Annotated in this window: 16 protein-coding genes; 5 read left to right on the top strand and 11 right to left on the bottom strand. The window is 55.9% G+C overall.

The window, feature by feature from the left end; all coding sequences use genetic code 11:
- Window positions 1-294: 294 nt before the first annotated feature.
- Window positions 295-1,701, top strand: coding sequence for an efflux RND transporter periplasmic adaptor subunit (locus FYC48_RS21675; protein ID WP_149498942.1), 1,407 nt, complete (start codon window positions 295-297; stop codon window positions 1,699-1,701).
- Complete coding sequence (locus tag FYC48_RS21670; RefSeq protein WP_149498889.1) at window positions 1,698-5,030, top strand: efflux RND transporter permease subunit; 3,333 nt, start codon at window positions 1,698-1,700, stop codon at window positions 5,028-5,030. The genes FYC48_RS21675 and FYC48_RS21670 overlap by 4 nt, the downstream gene beginning before the upstream one ends.
- A gap of 220 nt (window positions 5,031-5,250) precedes the next feature.
- Here FYC48_RS21670 and FYC48_RS21665 read toward each other — a convergent pair whose 3' ends face one another.
- The 3 genes from FYC48_RS21665 to FYC48_RS21655 form a co-directional block, all read right to left on the bottom strand.
- Window positions 5,251-6,531: an outer membrane protein assembly factor BamB family protein gene (locus tag FYC48_RS21665; protein WP_149498888.1), complete on the bottom strand. Its 1,281-nt coding sequence runs from the start codon at window positions 6,529-6,531 to the stop codon at window positions 5,251-5,253.
- Window positions 6,532-6,932: 401 nt separating this feature from the next.
- Entirely contained in the window at window positions 6,933-8,210 is a 1,278-nt protein-coding gene (gene serS, locus FYC48_RS21660; RefSeq protein WP_149498887.1) for a serine--tRNA ligase, read from the bottom strand.
- Window positions 8,211-8,308: 98 nt separating this feature from the next.
- Window positions 8,309-9,697, bottom strand: coding sequence for a dipeptidase (locus FYC48_RS21655; RefSeq protein ID WP_149498886.1), 1,389 nt, complete (start codon window positions 9,695-9,697; stop codon window positions 8,309-8,311).
- Window positions 9,698-9,942: 245 nt separating this feature from the next.
- Here FYC48_RS21655 and FYC48_RS21650 point away from each other — a divergent pair, with 245 nt between their 5' ends.
- The 3 genes from FYC48_RS21650 to FYC48_RS21640 are packed head-to-tail and all read left to right on the top strand — an operon-like array spanning window position 9,943 to window position 13,765.
- On the top strand, window positions 9,943-10,299 hold the full coding sequence (locus FYC48_RS21650) for an ATP-dependent Clp protease adaptor ClpS (RefSeq protein ID WP_149498885.1): 357 nt from the start codon (window positions 9,943-9,945) through the stop codon (window positions 10,297-10,299).
- 16 nt (window positions 10,300-10,315) lie between these two features.
- Window positions 10,316-11,623 (top strand): tRNA (N(6)-L-threonylcarbamoyladenosine(37)-C(2))-methylthiotransferase MtaB, encoded by a 1,308-nt coding sequence (mtaB, locus tag FYC48_RS21645; protein WP_149498884.1) that lies wholly within the window; start codon window positions 10,316-10,318, stop codon window positions 11,621-11,623.
- 42 nt (window positions 11,624-11,665) lie between these two features.
- Window positions 11,666-13,765: a DUF5722 domain-containing protein gene (locus tag FYC48_RS21640; RefSeq protein WP_149498883.1), complete on the top strand. Its 2,100-nt coding sequence runs from the start codon at window positions 11,666-11,668 to the stop codon at window positions 13,763-13,765.
- 268 nt (window positions 13,766-14,033) lie between these two features.
- On the opposite strand, the gene FYC48_RS21635 is transcribed toward FYC48_RS21640, so the two are convergent.
- The 8 genes from FYC48_RS21635 to FYC48_RS21600 all read right to left on the bottom strand — a co-directional run bounded on the left by FYC48_RS21635 (window position 14,034) and on the right by FYC48_RS21600 (window position 23,269).
- Complete coding sequence (locus FYC48_RS21635) at window positions 14,034-14,399, bottom strand: cytochrome C oxidase subunit IV family protein (RefSeq protein ID WP_149498882.1); 366 nt, start codon at window positions 14,397-14,399, stop codon at window positions 14,034-14,036.
- Between the two features lie 76 nt (window positions 14,400-14,475).
- Window positions 14,476-15,744, bottom strand: a complete 1,269-nt coding sequence (locus FYC48_RS21630) for a cytochrome c oxidase subunit 3 (protein ID WP_149498881.1) — start codon at window positions 15,742-15,744, stop codon at window positions 14,476-14,478.
- Between the two features lie 160 nt (window positions 15,745-15,904).
- Window positions 15,905-17,674 carry a cytochrome c oxidase subunit I gene (locus FYC48_RS21625; RefSeq protein WP_149498880.1) on the bottom strand — a complete coding sequence of 590 codons (1,770 nt, stop codon included), beginning with the start codon at window positions 17,672-17,674 and terminating at the stop codon, window positions 15,905-15,907.
- A 148-nt stretch (window positions 17,675-17,822) separates the two neighbouring features.
- Complete coding sequence (locus FYC48_RS21620) at window positions 17,823-19,025, bottom strand: cytochrome c oxidase subunit II (protein ID WP_149498879.1); 1,203 nt, start codon at window positions 19,023-19,025, stop codon at window positions 17,823-17,825.
- 19 nt (window positions 19,026-19,044) lie between these two features.
- Complete coding sequence (locus FYC48_RS21615) at window positions 19,045-20,037, bottom strand: SCO family protein (protein WP_235034357.1); 993 nt, start codon at window positions 20,035-20,037, stop codon at window positions 19,045-19,047.
- Complete coding sequence (locus FYC48_RS21610) at window positions 20,012-20,332, bottom strand: hypothetical protein (RefSeq protein ID WP_149498877.1); 321 nt, start codon at window positions 20,330-20,332, stop codon at window positions 20,012-20,014. The genes FYC48_RS21615 and FYC48_RS21610 overlap by 26 nt, the downstream gene beginning before the upstream one ends.
- A gap of 99 nt (window positions 20,333-20,431) precedes the next feature.
- On the bottom strand, window positions 20,432-21,709 hold the full coding sequence (locus FYC48_RS21605) for a hypothetical protein (RefSeq protein WP_149498876.1): 1,278 nt from the start codon (window positions 21,707-21,709) through the stop codon (window positions 20,432-20,434).
- Window positions 21,710-21,832: 123 nt separating this feature from the next.
- Window positions 21,833-23,269 carry a quinol:electron acceptor oxidoreductase subunit ActD gene (locus FYC48_RS21600; protein ID WP_149498875.1) on the bottom strand — a complete coding sequence of 479 codons (1,437 nt, stop codon included), beginning with the start codon at window positions 23,267-23,269 and terminating at the stop codon, window positions 21,833-21,835.
- Window positions 23,270-23,331: the final 62 nt, after the last annotated feature.

Here is a 23,331-nt window from a genome sequence, read left to right as displayed (position 1 = left end):
TGGCAGGAAAGACGCAATTTGAATTGTGGTTTGCCCCGTCGTCCATCTTCTGGGACTAAGCGTCGGTTTGCGGGAGAGATCGCTGCGTAAATGTTGTTTTGCGAGTCTGTCGGTAACGCTGTTCATTGGGCATTGCGCTTTTCTACCGATCCCTTCATCGAAGTATTCGCACCGCGAGAAAACTTTTCCGATGGGGGTGTAAGCGCTGGCTGACGGAGAAGTAACCCCAGGTGTTACCGAATTTAGACACAAGCGATTGAGATAATGAAACCAGGAATTGCTCTAGTCCTTGCCATGACAGTCGTCGCGGCAGGATGCCGTCAGGAGGAGTCTCCTCCGTCAACAGATCCCTCTGCCGAAGTTCCGGCAACCCCCGTTTCGGTCGCCAAGCCGGTGATGATGCCGATCGTCGAGTGGGATGAATACACCGGCCGATTTGATGCGATCGATTCAGTCGAAATTCGTTCGCGGGTGGGTGGTTATCTGCAATCAACTCACTTCGAAGAAGGGCACATGGTCAATGCGGGTGATCTGTTGGCGATCATCGACCCACGGCCGTTTCGAGCCGAGGTCAATGCGGCGAAGGCGCGGTTGCAAGAAGCGAAAGCTGGTTTGAAGGAAGCCGAGTCGGTGCTGCAGCAAACGGTTGCTGAAAAAGCGGACACCGAGGCACAGCTTTCGCTGGCGACGTCGCGCTTAAACCGAGCGAATCAACTGGCCGAGCAAAGAGCGATTTCGGACGAAGAAGTGGAAGTACGTCGTAGTGAGACTCTGCAAGCGACCGCCGCTTTGGAAGCCTCCAACGCAAAAATTGAGTCAGCTCGTGCCGCGATCGCGACGTCAACGGCCGCGATCGAGACCGCAAAAGCCAACTTGGCCTCTGCCGAATTAGACTTGCAGTACACCGAGATTCGCGCACCGATCACGGGATTGATCAGTCGTCGCCTGGTCACCGAAGGCAACTTGATTAGCGGCGGAAGCGAAATGTCGACACTACTGACGACGATCGTTTCAGTGTCGCCGATCCATATTTACTTCGATGCGAACGAGCAAGAGTTTTTGAAGTACGTTCGCCTAGCCAACGCCGGCAAGCGAGAGAGTTCGAGGAACGTCAAGAATCCAGTCTTTGTTTCGTTGATCGACGAGCAGGGATATCCGCACCAAGGGCACATGGACTTTGTTGACAACCGCATCGATCCCAACACCGGAACGATGCGCGGCCGGGCGATCCTGAAAAACGAGCAGGGATTATTAACACCTGGTCTGTTTGCAAAGGTTCGTTTGCCCGGTAGTGGCCGCTATGACGCGATCATGATTCCCGACAGTGCGGTCATCAGCGATCAATCGCAAAAGTATGTTTATGTGGTCGGCCCGGATGAAACCATTGTCAGAAAGAACATTGAACTTGGGGCGATGTCACACGGCTTGCGGATCGTGCGCGATGGCTTGGAGGGAGACGAGCGAATCGTGACGAGCGGTTTGCAGCGGATCTTCGATGGGGTCAAGGTCGCCGCCACGGAGCAGACCTTACAGCCGAAAACCAGCTCTCTACCGGACTCCTACTCGCCTGTTCCTGAAGACCAATGGTTGACCCGCGCCCCGGCCGACGCTCCGATTGGTGTGAAGTCGAACGACACGTTTTACGACGAACCTTTGGCGATGGACTCGGCAGCGAATAAACTGCCAAGGAGCAATCCATGAGGCTCCCTCATTTCTTCATCGACCGGCCCATTTTCGCGACGGTCCTCTCGACGCTGATCGTATTGGTTGGGGCCATCAGCTACTTTCAGCTCCCCGTCGGCCAGTATCCCGAGGTGGCGTTGCCGACCGTAACGGTCCAGGCCAGCTATCCCGGGGCCACGGCGGATACGATTTCTAAGACCGTTGCGACGCCTCTCGAACAAGAGATTAACGGCGTCGACAACATGTTGTACATGGAATCGCAAGCGACCGCGGATGGGTCCCTTCAGATCACCGTGACGTTTGCGTTGGGCACTGATGTCGACGAGGCACAAGTGTTGGTCCAAAACCGTGTCTCGATCGCCGAACCGCGGTTGCCTCAAGAGGTCCGTCAGATCGGTGTGACGACCCGGAAAAGTTCTCCCGACCTGATGCTGGTCGTCCACCTGTTTTCGCCCGATGATTCCCGCGACCAGCTTTACATCGGTAACTATGCCTACTTGCAGATACGTGATCAGCTCGCACGTCTGGATGGTGTCGGCGATATCCAGGTCTTCGGTGCGACCGAGTACAGCATGCGTGTTTGGCTAGATGTCGATCGGCTGGCCGCGTTGGACATGACGGCCGGTGATGCCGTCGCTGCGATGCGTGGTCAGAACATCCAAGTTGCCGCCGGTGTTGTCGGGCAGCAACCGATCGAACCGGCCAACGCTTTCCAGGTGAACGTCAACACTCAGGGGCGGTTGCAAACCCCGGAGGAATTCGGCGACATCATTCTGAAATCCGGTGATGACGGGAGAATCGTCCGATTGAGCGACGTCGCCCGCGTCGAACTCGGCGCCGTTGACTACTCTGTGCGCAGTTACCTCAAGGAAAAAAATGCAGTCGCGTTGGCGATGTTCCAACGCCCCGGTTCGAACGCGATCGAGACCGCCGATGGGATCTTGAGCAAGATGAACGAACTCAGCAAGAGTTTCCCTCCCGGCCTGAAGCATCAAGTCATTTACAACCCGACGGCTTTCGTCGAGCAATCGATCTCCGAAGTCTTTACGACGCTCTGGCAAGCAGGCTTGCTGGTTGTGTTGACCGTATTCATTTTTTTGCAGAACTGGCGATCGACGATCATTCCCGTCATCGCAATCCCGATTTCGCTGGTTGGTACCTTTGCCCTGATGCAAGCGATCGGTTTTAGTTTGAATAACCTGTCGCTGTTCGGACTGGTGCTCGCGATCGGTGTCGTCGTCGATGATGCGATCGTGGTGGTCGAAAATGTTGAGCGTTTGATCGCCGAAGGTATGTCGCCCCGCGAGGCAACTCGCAAGGCGATGGATGAAGTCGGTTCGGCACTGATCGCGACGACCTTGGTGTTGATCGCGGTGTTCGTGCCGACGGCATTCTTGCCGGGAATTAGCGGACAGTTTTATCGGCAATTCGCGATTACGATTGCGGTATCGACTGCGATTTCGACGTTCGTTTCGCTGACGTTGACACCAGCCATGTGTGCGTTGTTGCTGCGATCACATGATTTGCCAAAGAACAAACTCGGACGATTGATTGACCGAGTTTTGGGCTGGCCGTTTCGATTGTTTAATCGATCGTTTTCGTTCGCAGAAAATGCCTATGCGGGAACGATTTCACGAATCATCCGCGTCAGTGCGTTGATGTTGATCGTCTATGTCGGCTTGCTCGGTTTGACCTACGTCGGTTTCCGGCAAGTCCCGGGAGGCTTCATCCCCGCACAAGATCAAGGGTATTTGATCATCGCGATCCAGGGGCCGCCGGGGGCCAATTTGGAGCGGACCGATGAAGTGACACGACTGGCGACCGAGCTTGCCCTCGAAGTCGACGGGGTCGAAGACGCCGTTTCGTTCGTCGGCTTTTCCGGAGCCACGCGTGCGCGTAGTTCGAACGCGTCGGCGATCTTCCCGGTCCTGGAGGATGCAAAAGAACGAGCGAAACGCGGGCGGACGATGGATGTCGTCCTAGCTGATATGCGGAAGAAAATTAGCGCGATCGACGAGGCATTGGTCTTCGCGATCCAACCCCCGCCGGTTCGAGGAATCGGCACCGGAGGTGGTTTCAAGTTTCAGGTCCAGGATAAATCCGGCGCCGGACTGGATGCCCTCCAAGAAGCGACGAATAAGCTCGTAGCCGAAGCACAAAAAGAACCGGGGCTGGTTCAAGTGTTTACGAACTTCAGTTCCGGGACACCCCAGTTGTATGCCGATATCGATCGGACCAAGGTTCGCATGATGAACGTTCCGATGGAGAATGTCTTCGAAGCGTTACAGGTTTATCTGGGATCTGCCTACATCAATGACTTTAATTTCCTCGGTCGGACTTATCGGGTGACCGCCCAGGCGGATGCTCAGTTTCGCGACGAAGAATCCGACATCGTGAAGCTAAAGACACGAAGTGCCGATGGTTCGGTCGTACCGCTCGGTTCACTGGTCACCATGCGAAGCACGACCGCCCCCGATCGGGTCGTGCGTTACAACCTCTTCCCCGCCGCGGATATCAACGGCGATACCGCACCGGGATTCAGTAGTGGCCAAGCGATCAAGCGGATGGAACAATTGGCCGATGAGCATTTGCCACCAGGGTTTGGATACGAATGGACTGATATCGCTTATCAACAGAAAGCAGCGGGTAACACGGCGCTCTATATCTTTCCGCTTTGTGTCTTGTTTGTTTTTCTCGCCCTGTCAGCCCAGTACGAAAGCTGGCTTCTGCCACTGGCGGTGATCTTGATCGTTCCGATGTGTTTGCTCTGTGCGATCTACGGCGTCTGGTTTCGCGGGATGGACAACAACATCCTGACTCAGATCGGATTTGTCGTTCTGGTAGGGTTGGCGTGCAAGAATGCGATTTTGATCGTCGAATTTGCCAAAGCGGAAGAGGACAAAGGCAAAGACAGGTTTGCCGCAGCGGTCGAAGCCTGCCGATTGCGATTGCGCCCGATCTTGATGACGGCGTTCTCGTTCATCCTGGGCGTGATTCCTCTGGTGATCGCTACCGGGGCCGGTGCAGAAATGCGGCAAGCTTTGGGGACCGCCGTTTTTAGCGGGATGTTGGGAGTCACCTTGTTCGGATTGTTCTTCACCCCGGTTTTCTATGTCGTACTTCGTCGATTTGCGAAGGCGACGACGCAACTTACGCTGCCCGAACAGACCACGGTCCAGTCGACCAGTCCTGGGGCACCTACGACGAATGACGAGGTCGCTGCCAAGGCAAACCAGACCGAGCTTGGTGAGCAAGCGAAGAAACCGTCGGTCGAGGAACCGAGTTCCGACGATCCGCAACCGAAACCTTCGGGGACGGATGAATCGGAAGCGAAGGACCAGAAGTAAAGTTCCAGTCCGGGGGCGAGCCGCACGCAAAGCAGGTAAACACGAGTCTTTGGGGTGAAGCATCCGGATCACACCCTCCCGCTAGGAGGTCGTGCAGTTTTTAACCACTGATTTAACAGGCGTTTATGACTTCATCCTTCCTCCGGGAGGGTCGCGGAGGAGCTTGCGACGACGCGGGGAGAATGAAATGACTTAAGCCGATTCATTCGGGTTCAACTGCTTAGGGCGATGCGGTTGATGGTCCGATGCAGTACAGATAATCCTGCGTCTGTCCATCGCCAGCCTTAGCCACGCGAAGGTAAATTTTTCCGTCGCAGATCACCGGCGTAGCGAATGTGGTGCCATTCAATTTGTTTTCTGCGATCAGTTCAAACTTGTCTGGGTCCGCTTTGAAAATGAAGGTTTCGCCTTCTTCATTGGTCGCATAGATCATTCCGCCGGCCAGCACGGGCGACGCGGTGAAGGTGCCGCCGAGGCGGCTCTTCCACATCGTTTCGCCGGTCTTGGCATCGACACAGGTCGCGACACCGGCATCGAGCGACATGTATAGGTAGCCATCTTTCTCCAACATCGAAGGCACATAGTTGCGTGTGTTGACTTCCCAAGCGATTTTTCCCGATCCATCGGCGACGACCGCCGAGACATGGTTTTTGGGATAGCCGCCGCTGGTGAAAACATGGGTCCCATCGGTCACCGTCGATGTCACGCACTCTGTCGTCGCACCTTCGATTTCCCAGTTCACCTCGCCGGTACGTGGGTTCAAGCTGGTCACCAAGTCGCATCCGGTCATGATCACCTGGTCCTTGCCGGCGACATTCAGGATGATGGGCGAAGGATAGTTTGGCAGCTCCGGGCGCTGGTGCTTCCAAACGAACTCCCCCGTTTCGCGTTCCATCGCCGCGACCACACCGCCAAGCTTGTTGTCGGCCGAGCTGATGACTAGGTCTTGGTGGATTGCTGGTGACGATCCATAACCTTGATGGATTTCGTAATCACAAAGTCGTTGTTGCCACAGCAGCTCGCCGTCGAGCGCCACGGCGCTGGTGTAAACTGCTTTGTCACAATAAAAGTTGACGAACACGCGTTTGCCATCGGTCGCCGGTGTCGATGAAGCCCACGACGATTTTTGATTCGCTTCACGCTTGCCGACGTTGTAAAACTCGCCTTGATGAACGACGGTTTCCCAAAGTTGTTTTCCGCTGTTGCGGTCTAAGCAGAGCAAGGATTGAACACGTCGTGATTCGTCGGCGGTGATCAAGAAGATCTGGTCGCCGAGCAAGATTGGGGCGCCGTGTCCGCGTCCCGGAATCGGCGTTTTCCAAGCCACGCCGTCCTCTTCACTCCACCGAGTCGGTGGTGACTTCGCCGCGAAGGCAACGCCCTGTCGTGTCTGACCACGCCACCAAGGCCAATCGGTTTCCGGGAATGTCGGAGTTTGCGAATACGCGTTCGGTGCGGCGATCAGCGTCAGCAGCAGCAGCGATAGGATTGGCTTGGGCATCGGAAATATCGTGGCGGGAAGAAAGGTACGTGGCGGCGCGATTATAGCCGATGAGAATTCTCCGCGATGGATAGAGTTGAGTGTCCGCTGTTCCGACGAGTGCTTGCGATTGGTTTTTGTTGTGCGGCGGCGGAATTCATGAACGGCTGGTTGATTTTATTAGCCGCAAACGCCATAGCATGCGGTTCTTCCGCGCAAACCTGGGAGAATGCCCGTCGGCCGGTCGATGAACCGTTCAATGCGATTCATTCAACAAACCTTGAACCGAACGCCCTAGCATCGGGCCTAAGCCGCAAGAACGTGCAAAAAGCAGGGTCCGCGGCTAGCGCCGCCGGCTCGCAAGAGGCCCGCTACAAGTTGTCAAATCGACAAGGCGTCCGCAACGTGTCGAACTTGAACCCTTACGCGGCTTCGATTACTTCGCATCCCATCCAGGGCTGGAGCGCCTTGGGAACGGCAATCGAACCATCGGCACGTTGGTGATTTTCCAGCACGGCGATCATCGCTCGGCCGGTGGCGATGGCGGTACCGTTTAACGTATGAACGAACTTGGTGCCCTTTTCACCGGCGGTCTTGTAACGCACGTTCAGACGCCGTGATTGATAGTCAGTGCAGTTGCTGGTGCTGGTCACTTCGCCCCAAGCACCGACCTCGCCACGGCCCGGCATCCAGGCTTCGAGGTCGTACTTGCGATAGGCGGGGCCGCCCAAATCACCACTTGCCGTATCGATCACGCGGTAGGGAACTTCCAGGGCGTCAAAGATTTCGCATTCCAATTCACGCATCTCTTCATGGATCGCGTCGCTTTGTTCGGGCAACGTGAACGCGAACATCTCGACTTTGGTGAATTGGTGCACGCGGTACAAGCCCTTGGACGCGCGTCCCGCCGCACCGGCTTCGGTCCGGAAGCAATGGCTAAGACCGCAAAGTTTGAGCGGCAATTCTTGATCGAGAACCGTTTGGCCGCTCATCATCCCACCCAAGGTGATTTCGGCGGTTGCGACCAGATTCAGTTCGGTGTTTTCGATGCTGTAGATTTGTGTTTCGGGGCCACGGGGATTGAAACCGGTGCCTTGCAGCACTTCCGTAAGTGCCAAGTCGGGGGTCGAGACCGGGGTGAAGCCTTTGCCGGAAAGGTACGAGACGGCGAACTGCTGCAGCGCCAGGTCCAAACGGACGGCGGCGTTGCGTAAGAAGTAAAAGCCCGCGCCGGCGACGCGCGCCCCACCTTCGAAATCGAACAAGTCGTGCTTCTCGCCGAGTTGCAAGTGATCCAGCGGTGTGAAATCGAACTCGGGCTTGGGTGTCTTGCCGAACGCGAGTTCCTTGGCGTCGTCCTCACCACCGGCAGGGACGTCAGGATGGGTGAGGTTGGGGATTTGCTTTTGGATTTCGAGAATCGCCGCTTCGTGCTCGTCGCACTTCGCTTGCGCGTCGTCTTTTTGTTGACGAAGTTCCCGTCCACGCTCGATGATTTTTGGGCGTTCGTCGGTGCTGGCGCTTTTGATCGACTTGCTCACCTCGTTGGCTTGTCGGTTGAGCTCCTGAGCCAATTGCAATTGCTCCATCCGCTGTGATTCGAGCGTGACGAGCTGATCGATATCGCAGGGGACGCCACGTTTCTCGCAGTTGTCGCGAACCAAGTCGGGATTTTGCAGGATGAACTTGCGATCGAGCATTTTGGGTCAGTTATCGGGAAAGCGTTGCAGGGAAGATGTCGACAGGGTTGGGATGATTCCCCAGACCGGGCGGATTGCCGCGAAACGGCGCCGGGCCGTTATTGTGCCCGTTTTGCGATCTCGTGCCAGAGCCTAGCGGAGGCTTCGATCCCGCGATGAAAATCCGCGACGCAGAATTTTTCGTTGGGGCTGTGGGCGTTGTCGTCGGACAACCCCCAGCCGAGCAGCAAGCAATCACATCCGAGAACTTCTTGGAATCGGGTCACGATTGGGATCGAGCCACCTTCGCGAATCATCACCGGTTTGGTGCCGAACGCCGCTTCGATCGCGACATTGGCCGCATCGACAAAAGGTGTGTCTGTCGCGGCCAGCATTCCGGGAGCGCCGTGATCGGATTTCAAGTTCCAAGTCACGCCGGGGGGCGTGTGATTGCGGAGGTGTTGTTCGAGTTGTTCCGTCAGCTTGACCGGATCTTGATCGGGAACCAAACGAAAGCTGAGTTTTGCGGACGCTTCCGCCGGGATAATCGTCTTGACTCCTTCGCCCTGATGGCCGCTGGTCAATCCGTTGACATCAAACGTCGGGCGAGCCCAGCGGCGTTCGTCGGTCGAGTAGCCTTTTTCGCCGAAGAGTTCGTTGACGCCAACGCCGGCCGCGAATGCTTCGTCCGTCTGTGGCAATTGCCGCCACTGCTGTCGCTCGGAATCGGAGAGCGGTTGCACGGCGTCATAGTAACCCGGGATTTGGATCACACCGTCGCCGTTGACAATGGAGTCGATCATTTTGCAGAGAGCGATCGCTGGGTTCATCACCGCACCACCGAACGAGCCACTGTGCAGGTCTTGGCTGGGTCCCTGAACATGCAATTCGTAGGTCGCGATGCCTCGCAAGCCATAGGTAATTGCCGGTTGCCCGTTGGCATATTGACCGCTGTCGCTGATGACGACGCAATCGCAAGCCAGCTCGTCGGCCAACTCGGGTAGCAATCGTTCCAGGTTGCCGCTTCCGACTTCCTCTTCGCCTTCGATCAAAAATTTGATTTGCAGCGGCAGCGGGTTACCCGCGGCGAGCCATTGGCAAACGCTTTGAATGTGCGTCAGTGCTTGGCCTTTGTCGTCAGTCGCCCCGCGCGCGTAAAGGTTGCCGTCGCGAACGGTCGGGTCGAACGGCCCTGAAATCCAATCCTCCAGGGGTTCGGCGGGTTGGACGTCATAATGGCCGTAAACCAACACGATGGGTTGGCCATCCACGGCGGGGGTTTCGGCAAAGACGAACGGGTGCCCTTCGGTTTCGATGATCCGTGTTTGCAGCCCCGCGGCACTGAACTTTTCATAGACCCAATCACCGGCGCGGCGAACCTCGGCGATTTTACCGCTATCACTACTCACGCTCGGAATCCGCAGCCATTCCACCAAGTCGTCAAGGGATTGCTGTGAATTCGATTGCAATAGAGCGAGCAGATCGTGGAAAGCTTCGTCGTTGGACATCGGACCTTCACGGTTGGGGTTCAGTGGTGTGCCTGTGCGAGTGGTTTGGCAAAGGCAAAAAACGCGGCAATGCTTCGAAAAAAGGGTCTGCCGTGACTCACACGGGGCGCTACAATAGAGCCGGCTTGGGGTTAGTAACAGAGGGCCAACGGTGACGTTCGCCGCCTGGGTCCGGTCCGTGCTCTTGCACACACCGGAATGCGTGCGACCCGGCCGAAAGCCCAGCAGGGAGCATTGACTCGAGTATGTCAGAAAATGATGTCGTGGTGGCTGAGCCGACCACCGAAGAAAAGACGGCGACCAAAAATAAGAAACGTACGAAGCCGAAACGCCAACCGATGTACAACGTCATCCTTTGGGATGACTCCGATCATAGCTATCAATACGTCGTCATGATGATGCGGAAACTGTTCCGCCACCCGGTCGAAAAGGGGTTCGAGATCGCGACCGAAGTTGATTTTCGGGGGAAGGCGATTTGTTTGACCACCACCCTGGAACATGCCGAACTAAAACGAGACCAGATTCACGCCTTTGGCAAAGACGACCTAATTCCGCGTTGCAAGGGCAGTATGTCCGCGACGATCGAACCGGTCGAAGGATAAACAGCGACAAGTTTTCATGACCGCAAAACTGCGAGTGACCACGCTCGGTTGCAAAGTCAACCAATACGAAACTGAACTCGTTCGACAAGGGCTTCAAAAAGTCGGCTTTTCCGATTGCGATGAGGGTGACCAAGCCGACGTGTGCATCGTCAATACCTGCACGGTGACCAATCAGGGCGACGCGAAAAGCCGGCAAGTCATTCGTCGAATGTCACGCGACAATCCCAATGCCCGCATCGTCGTGATGGGATGCTACGCGACGCGCGCACCCGACGAAGTCGCGGCGCTGCCCGGCGTTGTCGATGTGGTCACCGACAAACGCGAATTGCCTGATCTGATGACACGCTTTGGCGTCGTCGATGTCCCCACGGGACTGGATGGATTCTCGGGGCGGCATCGGGCCTATGTCAAAGTCCAAGACGGTTGTTTGCTGCGTTGCAGCTATTGCATCATCCCACACGTCCGGCCAGCGCTCACATCACGCCCCTTGGACCATATCGTCGATGAGGTTCGACGACTAACCGAAGCCGGACACCGCGAAGTCGTGCTCACCGGAATTCATCTCGGCCACTACGGCGTCGATTGGAATCGAAACAAGCCACGAGAAGATTGGACACGGTTGGCTGATCTTGTTCAGCAACTTTGCGAATTGCCCGGTGACTTCCGGATTCGGCTTTCCAGTATCGAGGCGACCGAAGTGACACGCAGCTTGATCGCCGTGATGAACGAATATGCTGACCGCGTCGTTCCGCACCTGCATCTCTGTTTGCAGGCCGGAAGTGATTCAGTCTTGAGGCGGATGCGGCGTCGCTGGGGAACCAAAATGTTTCTCGATCGCTGCCGGCTGTTACGTGAATCGCTCGTCAAGCCCGCGATCACGACGGACATCATCGCAGGTTTTCCCGGTGAAACCGACGAAGAGTTCGAGCAAACGATCCAGACCTGCCGAAACGCTGGCTTTTCGAAAATCCACGCGTTTCCGTTCAGCGCCCGGCGTGGAACACCCGCCGCCGAAATGCCCAACCAAGTTCACGGTGACGTCAAGCAAGATCGTATCCGTCGGCTCGGTGAACTCGAAGCGGAGCTGCGACGCGAATATTATGGCAGCCTGGTCGGCGAGCCGGTGCAGTTGTTGGTTGAGTCAACAAAGCGGATGGTGTCGCTGCAATCCTCGCCGAACCAAACGGTTGTGCGGGGGACAACGTGCCGCTATGCCGCCGCCGAGTTTGTCACCGATGCGATCGGAACTGAACCAGGACAGTTGATTCACGCCAACGTCCTGCGTGCCGAAGACGATCGATTGCACGTTCGACCGATCTGCTAAGATTTTCGCTGATCATCACTCAGCGAAATCAACGTGGACTCTATGAGAATCGAAACGTGGGGCGGTGCGGCCCTCTGTCTAGGATGCCAAGTCATCCTGCTTGCAAATCTTAACGCGAGCGGCCAGCAGTTTGCCTTGGATTTGGATGAGCTCGCTCATCGCAATCATCATGTCGAATTGACGCATGAACGCTCGGTCGGCAATCAACAAGCGGTCACGTTTCGGACTCAAGGCACCGACCCATTCGTTTGGTTTCGACTGCCGTCGTTGCCATCGAAGTCACGCGATTGGATTCTGGAAGCAGAATACTTCTGCCCATCCGGTATCAAGCACTTGGAATGGCGGATGGGGGACAATGCCGGCCTGTCTCCGATTTGGCATTTGCCACCGGTTCCAAAGGCGGAAGGCTGGACGCGCTACACCGTCAATTTAAATGAGCTGCTGGGCGAGCAATTGCCAGCTTCGAATGCCATTTCGGTTCGAGTCGACTTGGGGGCTCGCCCTGACGTGCGGTTGAATATTCGCCGAGCGATCATCCGGCCGATCAGTGACCACGAAGAGGCTTTGCAGCGTACCGCTCGCGAGCGTCGGGTCGCCAAAGAACAACTCGCGAAACGGATCGCCGACCATCACTCTCGTTCATGGCCGGCGACCATCAATCGAGTCCGCCCTAGTGGTGATCGAATGATCGTCGTCGGGCAGGGGCCACCGAGTGATGGGGCGGTGGTTATCGTCGCTCGTGAGCCTCATGAAATTGCAGCCAATCCGATTGAGAGGCGATCCGACGGGAAAGTTTGGCCAGTCAAAAAGGCTGTCGGAACGGGTGAGTTCGAAATGGAGCTAGCCATCGGCGGGCAAGACTGGCTGCCCGGCACACGATTGCAGTTGGCTAGCCTCGTCGATGGCGGCTACGAACCGATTTCCGCCGAGGTCTATCCGGAGATCGCGACGAACGTTCGGCGCAACGCGCCGCCGAAATTGCACGCAGCCAAAGGTTTGACCTGTGTCGATACGCGGTTTAGTTCACAGATGCTTCGTGACCTTGGTTTGAAACATGCTTCGGTCAACATGCTGCTCAACCGACTTGTAAGCGCATCGCCCAGGCAAGGATGGGAGAAGCGGTCGATCGCTGGAAAGACATGGTGGGTCAATGAGCAGCGTCTGGTCGGTTACGACCGCAACATTGAACGGGCGAGAAAAGCGGGCTGTGTGGTCGCAGGAATTCTGCTTATTCATCCTGAGGGCAGGTCAGATGAAAACGAGACGGGCAGCCTAACGCATCCCGAAGCCAGCGACGAAGGCAGTTACACCATGCCAAACCTGACCAGTCGCGAATCCGTTCGGCTGTACGCCGCCATCTTAGAGGTTTTGGCGGAACGCTACGGCGGAGCAAATCCAGATCGCCGGATCGACCACTGGATTGCGCACAACGAAGTCGACTATGGGTGGCAATGGACCAACATGGGAGAGCAGCCGATGGATGTGTTTACTGATCATTACCTGCGTTCGATGCGATTGATCGACGCGGTGACTCGGAAGCACAATCCACATGCGCACGTTTTTATCTCCCTCACCCATCGCTGGAATGCAACGGATTGTTTGCCATGGAAGACCTATCCGCCGCGAGACATGCTTTCACGCTTGGTCGAAGACACGAAGCAACACGGAGAGTTTGCTTGGGGGGTCGCCTATCATCCTTACCCTCAAAGTCTTTGGAACGCCGACTTTTGGAACGACACACATCTCGATCAGACAGACCAGACACCGTTAATCACAATGAAAAATCTGACGGTGTTAGACCGATGGATGCATCGTTCGGAAGTGCGAAAGCAAGATTTCAGCGTACGTCCGGTGATCTGCAGCGAACAGGGCTATCACGCCGTGGAGGATCAGCCGGAGCAACTGAGGACGCAGTCGATCGCTCTGTTAAAGACGTGGGAGATTCTGCGGCAATGCCCGTCGATTCTGGCGTACGACTATCACCGACCGGTCGACCACCCTAACGAAGGTGGGCTTCGGTTGGGGCTTCGCGGACTACCATCCGCCGGCCATCCGATCGGAAAGCCCAAACCGGCCTGGGATGTCTTCAAAGCCATTAACACCGATGACGAGGCGGAACTGCGGGCGTCGCTTGGCGAATGATGAATGCTTAGCAAGCCATCGGCGCACAAAAAAAGGCTGCCTTCCAAGTGAAAGCAGCCCTTGGTCAATGGACTAATGCTTCGTTCAAGCTCGGTTCTAGAATTAGCGGCATGGCATTAGCCGCGATTTCAGTGCAATAACCGGGCTAACGGACGTCGGCTGATGAGCCGAATCAAAACATTGAATCTCGACGGCGCATGTCCGATTAAAAGAAAGCTTCTTGGTTCTTCCGCACAGCGTCGACCATCGATCGGATGACGATGGAACGCTAACCCTCGGCGGACGCGGCTGCTACGGTATCGTTAAGAACCGGGATGTCGTCTTTATGGGATGCTCGGTTGTCGAACAGCGTGAAGATGATGAACAAGGCGACGAACACAAATGATCCGGTGAACCAGATCACATTCATTGGCTTATCGAATGCCAAGTGCATGAAGAACGCGCCGACCAGCAACGCTTTGATCGAGGCAATGATCATCACGACGATGATGTCATAGCTGCCCAGGTCAAAATTCGCTTGGAACACGGTGATCACCGTCAGCACAGTCAGGGCGACAAAGACACCGAACAACAGCGGCAATGGCAACGGGTGCGCGAAATCGTATCCTTCGCGTGAGCCTTCGTGTGCTGACATGGTGAGTATTTAGATAGTTCGCGAGTGAAATTGGCTTGTTGAAAACGTTGGCTGGCCGCGGGACTGCCGGTCGGCCTTATCGAATCAGGTACATCAACGGGAAGAGATAGATCCAAATCAAGTCGACCAAGTGCCAGTACAAACCGACGTAATCAACCGGACCAAAGTAGTTCTTGTTGAAGTCTTCTCGCATTGCCCTGACGAGCAACCAAATCAAAACACCGATCCCCGCGAGAATGTGGATCGCGTGGACGCCGGTCATGCAGTAGTAAATGCTGAAGAAGACACCCGCTCGACTTTTACGCATCACGTCGTCTTCTGTCGACGCAACTGTCGCCGAGCTATCATCGCTGACGTTGTACGTGATTGCCCCGTAGGACATCTCGTCTTGGGCTTGGCGTGCGGCGAGTTCGCTCTGCAAGCCCGTGTTGGTGTTGTCCGATGCCAATCGTTTGACAACGTTCAGGTTGTCATCACTGGCGACCATTGCGCCCGGGGCGACCAGACCAGAGATTGCTTCTCCTGACTCGGCCGGGGAAGCTTCGGCAACGGATGCTTCTTCGGACGCGTGCTCGCCCTCACTGTGTTCATCTGCGTGGTGTTCATCCGCGCTGTGTTCGCTAGCGTCGTGATGCTCGCCTTCGGCGTGGGCGGCGTGCTCACCACCGGAACCAGACTCAAGAATGGTACCAAGGCCGACACCGACGAAGAAGCACAAGAAGACAACCAGGATCGGTTTAGCAACGGCGAATTGGAACTTCGCGCCCCGAACGAAGCTGACGACCAACCAGATTGCGATTCCCACGGTCGCGATCGCAAACGGGGCGCAGATGTAGGCCAGATAATTCGGTCCACCTTCGGGGTGCGGATTGTTCGGGTCGTAGCTGAACAATCCGGCAGGCAGCAAGCCCATGTGCCATTTGTGCGAGTATTCGATCGCCTTGACACCCAAAAAGATCATCGCACAACTGAGCGTCGACGCGATCAAGATGGCTGTCTTTTTGTGCTCTTCGAGCTGCGAAGCACGAACGGCCCAAGCCATCGTGAAGGAGCTGAATAGCAGGACGCCGGTGTTAATCGCACCGAGTTTGGTGTTCAAAAACTGGCTGCAGCCTTCGAACACCTCCGGACGCCAAGCCCGAAAGATCGCGTAGGCGCAAAACATTCCGCTGAAGAATAAGACTTCAGTGACCAGGAAAATCCACATTCCCAGCTTGCCACTATCGAACTGTTGCTCTGGGGTATCGAAGTGGTGGGCGAGGTACGACGGATGGTCGTGATCGTGACCATGTGAATCGGCTGAATGGTCGGCCGTGGCGGCGTGCCCGGCATCAGTGGTAGCCATCAGTAGAGTCAACCGTGCAGGGGAAATGTGAATGGTGGAAAGGCAGAGAATATCAGGTGCGCCTCCAAGGCGTCATCCCAATGCGACGATTCGAACGCCCCCTCGGGCAGGCTCGATGCATCACCAGTTCAATGCGGTAATTGTTTCATAAAGCCCGGGATCACTCCCCGGCGTGTGCTGGACTTTCCGAGGGTTTTTCTGTCGGAATGGTCTCTCGCTTCGGTTCGACCTTGACGTAACGATCCGAAGCTCCGTCCCACTGAATATCGCCGAACTCGTAGGGATCGCCTACGACTGGGGCTCGTTCAAAGTTGTAGAACGGCGGTGGTGAGGTGCAGGCCCACTCAAGCGTTGCCGCTCCCCATGGGTTGGCGGGTGCTTTCTTGCCTTTGAACAGCGATACCAACAGAACGATCAGGGCGACGAACAACCCGACGCCCAATAGCAACGCTCCCCAGGTGCTCATCGCGTGCAGGCCGGCAAATTCTGGGTCATAGGTCGCGTATCGTCGCGGCATCCCACGGCTACCAAGAACAAACTGTGGCAGGAATGTCAGGTTGAACCCTAGGAAAACGATCACCGCAGAAATCTGTCCCCACAGTTCGTTGTACATCCGGCCAAACATCTTTGGCCACCAGTGGAAGACGGCTCCTAGAAATGCGACCAACGTTCCGCCGACCATCACGTAGTGGAAGTGGGCAACGACGAAATAGGTGTCGTGCAAGTGCATGTCGGTCGCGAGCGTTCCCAGGTGCAACCCGGTTAAACCACCGATCGTGAACAAGAAGATAAACGCGATCGCGTAGCACATCGGGGTCGTCAGGCTGATTGCCCCCTTGTACATCGTCGCAAGCCAGTTGAACACTTTGATCGCCGAAGGCACCGAAACGGTAAACGTCAAGGCACTAAAGATAATGGTCGTCATCGGACCCATCCCGGCGGTAAACATATGGTGCCCCCAAACCAGGAAGCCCAGCAATGCGATCGCGATCGACGAGTAAGCGATGAAGCGATAACCGAAGATTCGCTTGTGCGAGTGGACGCTGATCAATTCACTGATCACGCCAAACGCAGGCAGAATCATGATGTAAACAGCCGGGTGGCTGTAGAACCAAAAGAAGTGTTGGTAGGTGACGGGGTCGCCGTTGTATTCGGGATCAAAAATCCCGATGTGCATGGTTCGCTCGGCGATCAGCAGCAACAACGTGATCCCAAGGACCGGCGTGGCGAGTACCTGGATGATACTGGTCGAGTATGTCGCCCACAGGAAAAGCGGCATACGGAACCACGTCATCCCCGGAGGACGCATGGTGTTGATCGTGACAATGAAATTAAGTCCGGTAAAAATCGAACTAAAGCCGAGGATAAACGCCCCGGTCGTCGCCATGATCACCGAGGTGTCGGTCGTCGTACTGTACGGCGTGTAGAACGTCCAGCCTGTATCTAATCCGCTGGCAAGCAACGCCATGACGAAGAAAACCGCACCCGCTACCCAGAGATAGAAACTGCTGAGGTTCAGTCTTGGAAAAGCGACGTCCTTCGCACCTAGCATCACCGGAACAAGGAAGTTCCCCAGTGCCGCCGGAATACTCGGGATGATGAACAGGAACACCATGATGGCCCCGTGAAGGGTGAACACCTGGTTGTAGATGTCGTTGGGAGCCTTGTCTGGGGCAAGCCACTTGAAAAAGCTGTTGTTGAACAACCAGCCTTCGGGCGCAAAAAGGTGCAGTCGAATCCCTAGCGCCAGCAGGCCGGCGACCAAGAATGACACCGAGACCCCGACGAGGTACATCACCCCGATCCGCTTGTGGTCCAGGGTGAACGCCCAGGTCAACAAGCCGCGCGAGTTGGTCAGGTAGTTCTCTTCGGGAGTCGGGTAACCCGGATCCTTCACTTCGTATCCGGCTGGGACTGATCCAACAGACATTGTGTACCTCGAACGATTGGCTCTTTCGGTTCGCCTTGCGTTGCCGACAAGTCGGGTGCGAGAAAGAGTTTAACGTGAATTCGCTGTGCTTCTAAATTGTTTTGGAATTTGGTCGCCACCAGCTGCCCTTGCGGCAGTCCTGGGTGGACTATTGTGCGGCTTCATCACCGGCTTGTTCGTCATTCGCCCCGGGCGACGTGTCTTCTTCGGTGCCTTCGCCGGCATCGGCTTCGGCTTCACCACCGGAGCCGGATTCGCTGAGTGACTTGATATATTCGACGAGACTGTAGATATCGTCGTCGGTTAGTTGCCCTTTGTAACTGGGCATGACCGGCTGATAACCCGCGGCGATCTTGGCCTTCGGATTCAGGATGGACTCACGAAGGTAGTTTTCGTCCGCGAGAACTTCGTCGCCATTTGCAAGCGGTCGGGAGGTCCCGGCCAAGTCCTTCCAAGTCGGGCCGACGTAGCCGACTTTGGTACCGTCGATCGAATGACAGGTCTTGCAACCACGTCGTTCATACAGCTTTTGGCCATAGCTGGCGGGCGACTCGGTTGATGCCCGTTTGCTGTATTTCTTGATCCAGGCGTCAAGGTCGGCGCGGGTTTCGTGGACCACGACGACGGTTTGCATTTCGGAGTGATTCGTTCCGCAATATTCGGTGCAGTACAAATCGTAGAAGGTGTACCCGTCGGGGGTGAACTGACGCTCGTCATAGTTCCAACTGGCATTTGTCTCGGCGTCTTTGGCTGCCAACTGTTCGAGCTCTTCGTCGGTTACGACCTTTTCGCTTGGCTTGGTCGCCTTAAACCACATGTAGTTGTACCGCCCCGGAACGATGTCTTTTTTGACGCGGAACGCGGGGATGTAAAGACTGTGGATGACATCGCTACTGGTCATCGTCAACTTCGTTGGCTCGCCAGCGACGACGTGCAATTCAGGGTGAATGACAAACTTGCCGTAATTGATTCCCCAGCCCCATTTGTAAGCATCGACGCCAAGCTCGTAAGAGCCCTCGGGAATCGTGCGGTGGGCGAGGTAGCCTTGGGCACCGAAGTAGAACATCACGATCAACAGGAACGAAGGACCGATTGACCAAACCAACTCGATCGTCGTGTTGTGATCGGTTTGGCTTTCGGCAGCCATGCCTTTCGCTTTCTTGTACTTCACCGTGAACCCAAACAGGGCAATTACGATCGCGATGAAAAAGATCAACGCGACGATGGAGATGAAGTAGAAGATCCAGTCAGAATCCGACGAAAACGTCGATGCCGACTCTGGAAAGAACGACAGCTTGCTATCGGTGTAGTCCGCAAGCGGCATGATCGCAGCAGGAATCATATTCAACATTTCGAAAGGTGAGTTTGATTTATTGTTCGTTCGAATGGGGGACTACAGACGGGCCGCCTTCGGCATCTGAATCAGTGGCCCCCGCGGCGTCCGATTGCGGTCCGCCCTTGCGGCCGACCCAGTAGGGCACCAACGCGGCAAGCATGACACCGATAAAACCCGCACCGCACAATCGCATGATGCGCCATGCTTGCGGCGTGTACGAATTTGAGTCTGGGTCATAGCTGTAGCACCACATGATGAATTGATCGACGGCGTTCCCGACCGTTCCCTCGCCCGCCTCGACAAGTGCCAGACGCAATTGATCGGCCGGGAAGTTCAATGCAAGTGAGTAACGGGTAATCACGCCCTCGGGCGAAACGAATGCCAGCATCGCCGGGTGGTTGTATTGTTGAATCGATTCGTCGTATCGGTACCGAAACCCCAACACGTCGGCGAGTTTGGTGATCACCGGTTGCTTTGCGGTCGCAAACGTCCAGCCGCGGTTCGCCAATGGTTGATTCAAAATTTCATCGACGTATTTTGCCTTTGTCTCTGCGGCTCGCTCCGTCGATTCGGTCGGATCGATGCTGACCGTCAAAATTCGAAAGTCTTCGCCGAGTTTCAGTTTCAGCTGATTGAGTGACGCCGTTAGTTGGTTCAGTTGCACACTGCATAACATTGGGCAGTTGCTGTAGTTCATGGTGACGATCGTTGGGACCGTACCGTCAATGACATCGCCGACTTTGAGCGATTTTCCGTTCGAATCGATCAATGGAAGTGACAGCGGGACCTGTTGTCCCAAATTTTGATCGACGGTGATGCCTTCGGCTTCGCGGGGCAGTCCGTCGTTCAGATTCACGTCGCTGCTATCGCCAAATGCTCCCTGTGCCGACGCCGACGGTGTCAAGCCTGTCGTACCGGCGCACAAGTGCAGCACGATCGCCAGGATGGCGATTGTGTTGAAACCAGCGACGCGCATTGGTCTCAATGCATGCCGTCGATAATTAGGTTGACTCGCTTTCGTTTTCATCAGCGTGTGTTTCGGAGTTCGCCCCTTTGATGACCTCTTCGATCGCCTTGTCGATCGGAATGATCGCATTGCCGGTCGCCGGGTCTGCACCGTAGCGAGAGATGCTTTCGGATTGGTCAGTCAAAATCTGGTTTTGTCGGCTGTAGCTGCTGTCGGCCTGCAATTGCGTTTGATGGGCGTCGACCAGCAGGTAATACACGTATTGAACCGCCAAAATGGTGACGATCGTCACAAGTACGGAACCGATTCCGATGACGAAAATCTGGCGGGTATCTAGGTCGTCGTATTTAGCCATGGCTTTGTCTGTCTGATTCTATCGGGATAAGGCCGAACTGCGGAGGCGAAAACAGCGTGATGCGACGTGCTGTCCTGCTCCCTCTTGTCTTAAAACGTCCTAAAAATTCTCGAACACGATCGATTCACGCAGGCGTGGGTCGCGGACCGCGATCACGCGGTTACCACTGGCCACTCGCAAACCGAGACCGACGAACAAGGCGGTCATCCCGACAATCGATAGCACGCTGGCGATCAAGCCGACCGCTCCGCCCATCGAAGGAATGTTGCCGTGAACCAAATGACGGGCTTCCGGCATGATGATCCAGTAAATATCGACCGCGTGCATGACCAGAATGTAAACCGCCCAGCATGCCATCAAACCGGGGCGACGGCGAACATGGCGGCTCATCGTCCCCAGGAAAGGCACCAGCCAGTGCAGAAGGATCAAGACAAGCGATAGTCCGCCGAAAAGACCCCGCTGACGGGCGTAGAACCACTCGGTTTCCTCGGGGATGTTTCCGTACCAGATCAGCAAATACTGGCTGAACGAAATGTAAGTCCAGAAAACGACAAACCCGAAGATGTATTTTCCGAGGTCATGGTAGTGTTCCACCGACACTTCATCTTTGATCGCGCCGTGACGCTGCAGCACATAGGTCACGACGGTGATCAAGCAATGGGCACTTAAGATCGCACCGGCAAAGATATAGACACCGAACATGGTGGAGAACCACATCGGGGCAAGGCTCATGCCCCAATCGAAGGCGGCAAAGGACGTCGTCAAGGAGAATGCCATGACGGCGGGGCCGGACCAATATTGCATCCGATCGGTCGCGGCGCGTTCACCGGTTTCGTCTTGGTTGGTGCTGCCACGCCAGTAATAAACCGCCAGTCCACCCCAGACGACGAAGTAAAAGATCGCGCGGCCGATGAAGAACGGCGCGTTCAAGAACATCTGCTTGTTCTCCCACATCTTGCTGTCCAGGCCATGCTCGCTGGCATAGTTCGGGTCGGTCCAGACGAACAAGCGTCCTTCAAAGAACAGCGAGAATAGGATGGGCAAGAACAGAATCGCTAGCGGTACCAGCAGGATCATGAAGCATTCCGCGATCCGCCGAATCACGACGCTCCACCCTGCCCGCACCAGATGCTGGATGAGGACGAAGAAGAGCGATCCGAGCGACAGTGTAAGTACATACATGTACGCCGTCAGGTAGGTCGAAAAACCAAACCTAGGCATGTCTTCGCTTTCGGCGGCGAAGCCCATTGCCACGCCGATGATCAGCGCCACAAGCCCGCCGCCAAGCAGCGGCAATTGCAAACTGGCCAACGATGACGGCAGACTGAACGTCGGGTTATCCGCTGGCTTAAACTTCGGTTCGGCGTGTTCAGACATGTTTGGACTGGAAGTAACTGTACTGAAGCGAGGTTGTTCGTGAATGGACTGCCGGCGGCAGTCGTTGTTTTAAACTCGCACCGCGGCGCGAGTCATTGAGTGTCTGGTCGTATCGCGGTTGGCTTACTTTTCTTCTCGAGCGGCCGCGGCCTGCGCGGCTTCTTCGGCCTGTCGTTGCAATTCTTTCTTCGCCGATTCGACCGCTTGGCTGACTTCGTCTTTGCGAGACGCGGGAACCGAATCGAGCGACGCGTTTTGGCTCAGTTGCAATGCCCGGACGTAGGCCACGATGGCCCATCGGTCTTGAACGGTGATCTGCCCGGCGTAGCCCGGCATCTTGCGGATCCCGTTGCTGATGGTCGAGAACAATTTGCCGTCGGGGTACTTGTCACTGTAGAGCGTGTCTTCGTGCATATTGGACGGGGGGACCCAGGTGTCAAAGCCGCGTTCTTGGGCCCGTTGATTCACCAAACCGTTACCCCGGCCATCCATCCCGTGGCAAACGCTGCAGTACACACCGAACTGTAGCTGACCGCGGGAGAGCAACGCTTGGTCGACCGTCAGCGGGTTGTCTTTGACCCACGGTGTGGTCTGCATTACGCTTGCTTCGGCCTGTTCTTCTTCTTCGGTTGCCACTTCGGTAACTTCTTCGGCGACGGCGGCTTGGTCGTCTTGCATGAACGCGGCAACCAATCGTTCGGCTCGTGGTGCGTTCATCGCTTGCAGCGAATCGACGTCGATTCCGGTCATCACGTCCAGCGATCCGATCAGCTGACCGCGGGCGACGGTGCCGGGGACGTCTGGACGCATCGCCCGATTATCACCGAACAAACTGGTCGTTTGCTGGGCATCCTTCGCCGGCGAAAAGTCCATGTCCGGGAAGATGTGAAATCGGGGTTGGCTGCTGTTGGTCACCCGCATCAACAGGACGCACAGAAGCGGAATGATCGACGCGGCGACGGCCGCACCCCAGATCATGTAGATCGGCCGAGGCACCGCCTTTGGAGAATCATCTTCGACGACTTCGTTGATGTAATCACTGCCGGTATCGGTCAGCAGTGAACGTACACCGGCGGCATCGTAGCGGTCGTCCTTGGCGTCGATATACAGGAAAAAACGGTCGTCGGTTGCGCGATCAAATCGCGGATCGGTGAAGACGGGGTTGCTGAATCGCGGCAGCCCGTTGAGCGCCCACATCCCAAAGAAGGCACCGAACGATGCCAGCAAGATCGTCAGTTCGAAGGCGACAGGGATGAACGCCGGAAGCGAGATAAACGGCTTGCCGGAGATGATGTAACGGTAGTCGATACCGTTCATCCAAATCTCCATCGTCAAGGCAATGCAGGTTCCGGTTATGCCCGCGAAGAAACAGATCCAGGGCAGGACGGTTGGTTTAATACCCAGTGCCTTGTCGATCCCGTGTACCGGAAACGGCGTGAAGGCGTCTGTCTTGGTGTAACCTGCGTCACGGATGCGGCGGCAGGCGCTCAGCAACGAATCGACCGTCGTAAACTCGGCCATCATTCCGTGAACGATTTTTTCAGATTTGGTATCCGACATGTTTTCCTGATCCATCGAAACAGATCACAAGTGCTTGTTAAGTTGTTTCGTTACTTCGCGCC

The sequence above is a fragment of the Roseiconus lacunae genome (assembly GCF_008312935.1).
Classification (GTDB): Bacteria; Planctomycetota; Planctomycetia; order Pirellulales; family Pirellulaceae; genus Stieleria; species Stieleria lacunae.
The sequence above is the reverse complement of the archived record's forward strand: the minus strand, read 5'-3'. Positions and strand labels throughout refer to the sequence as shown.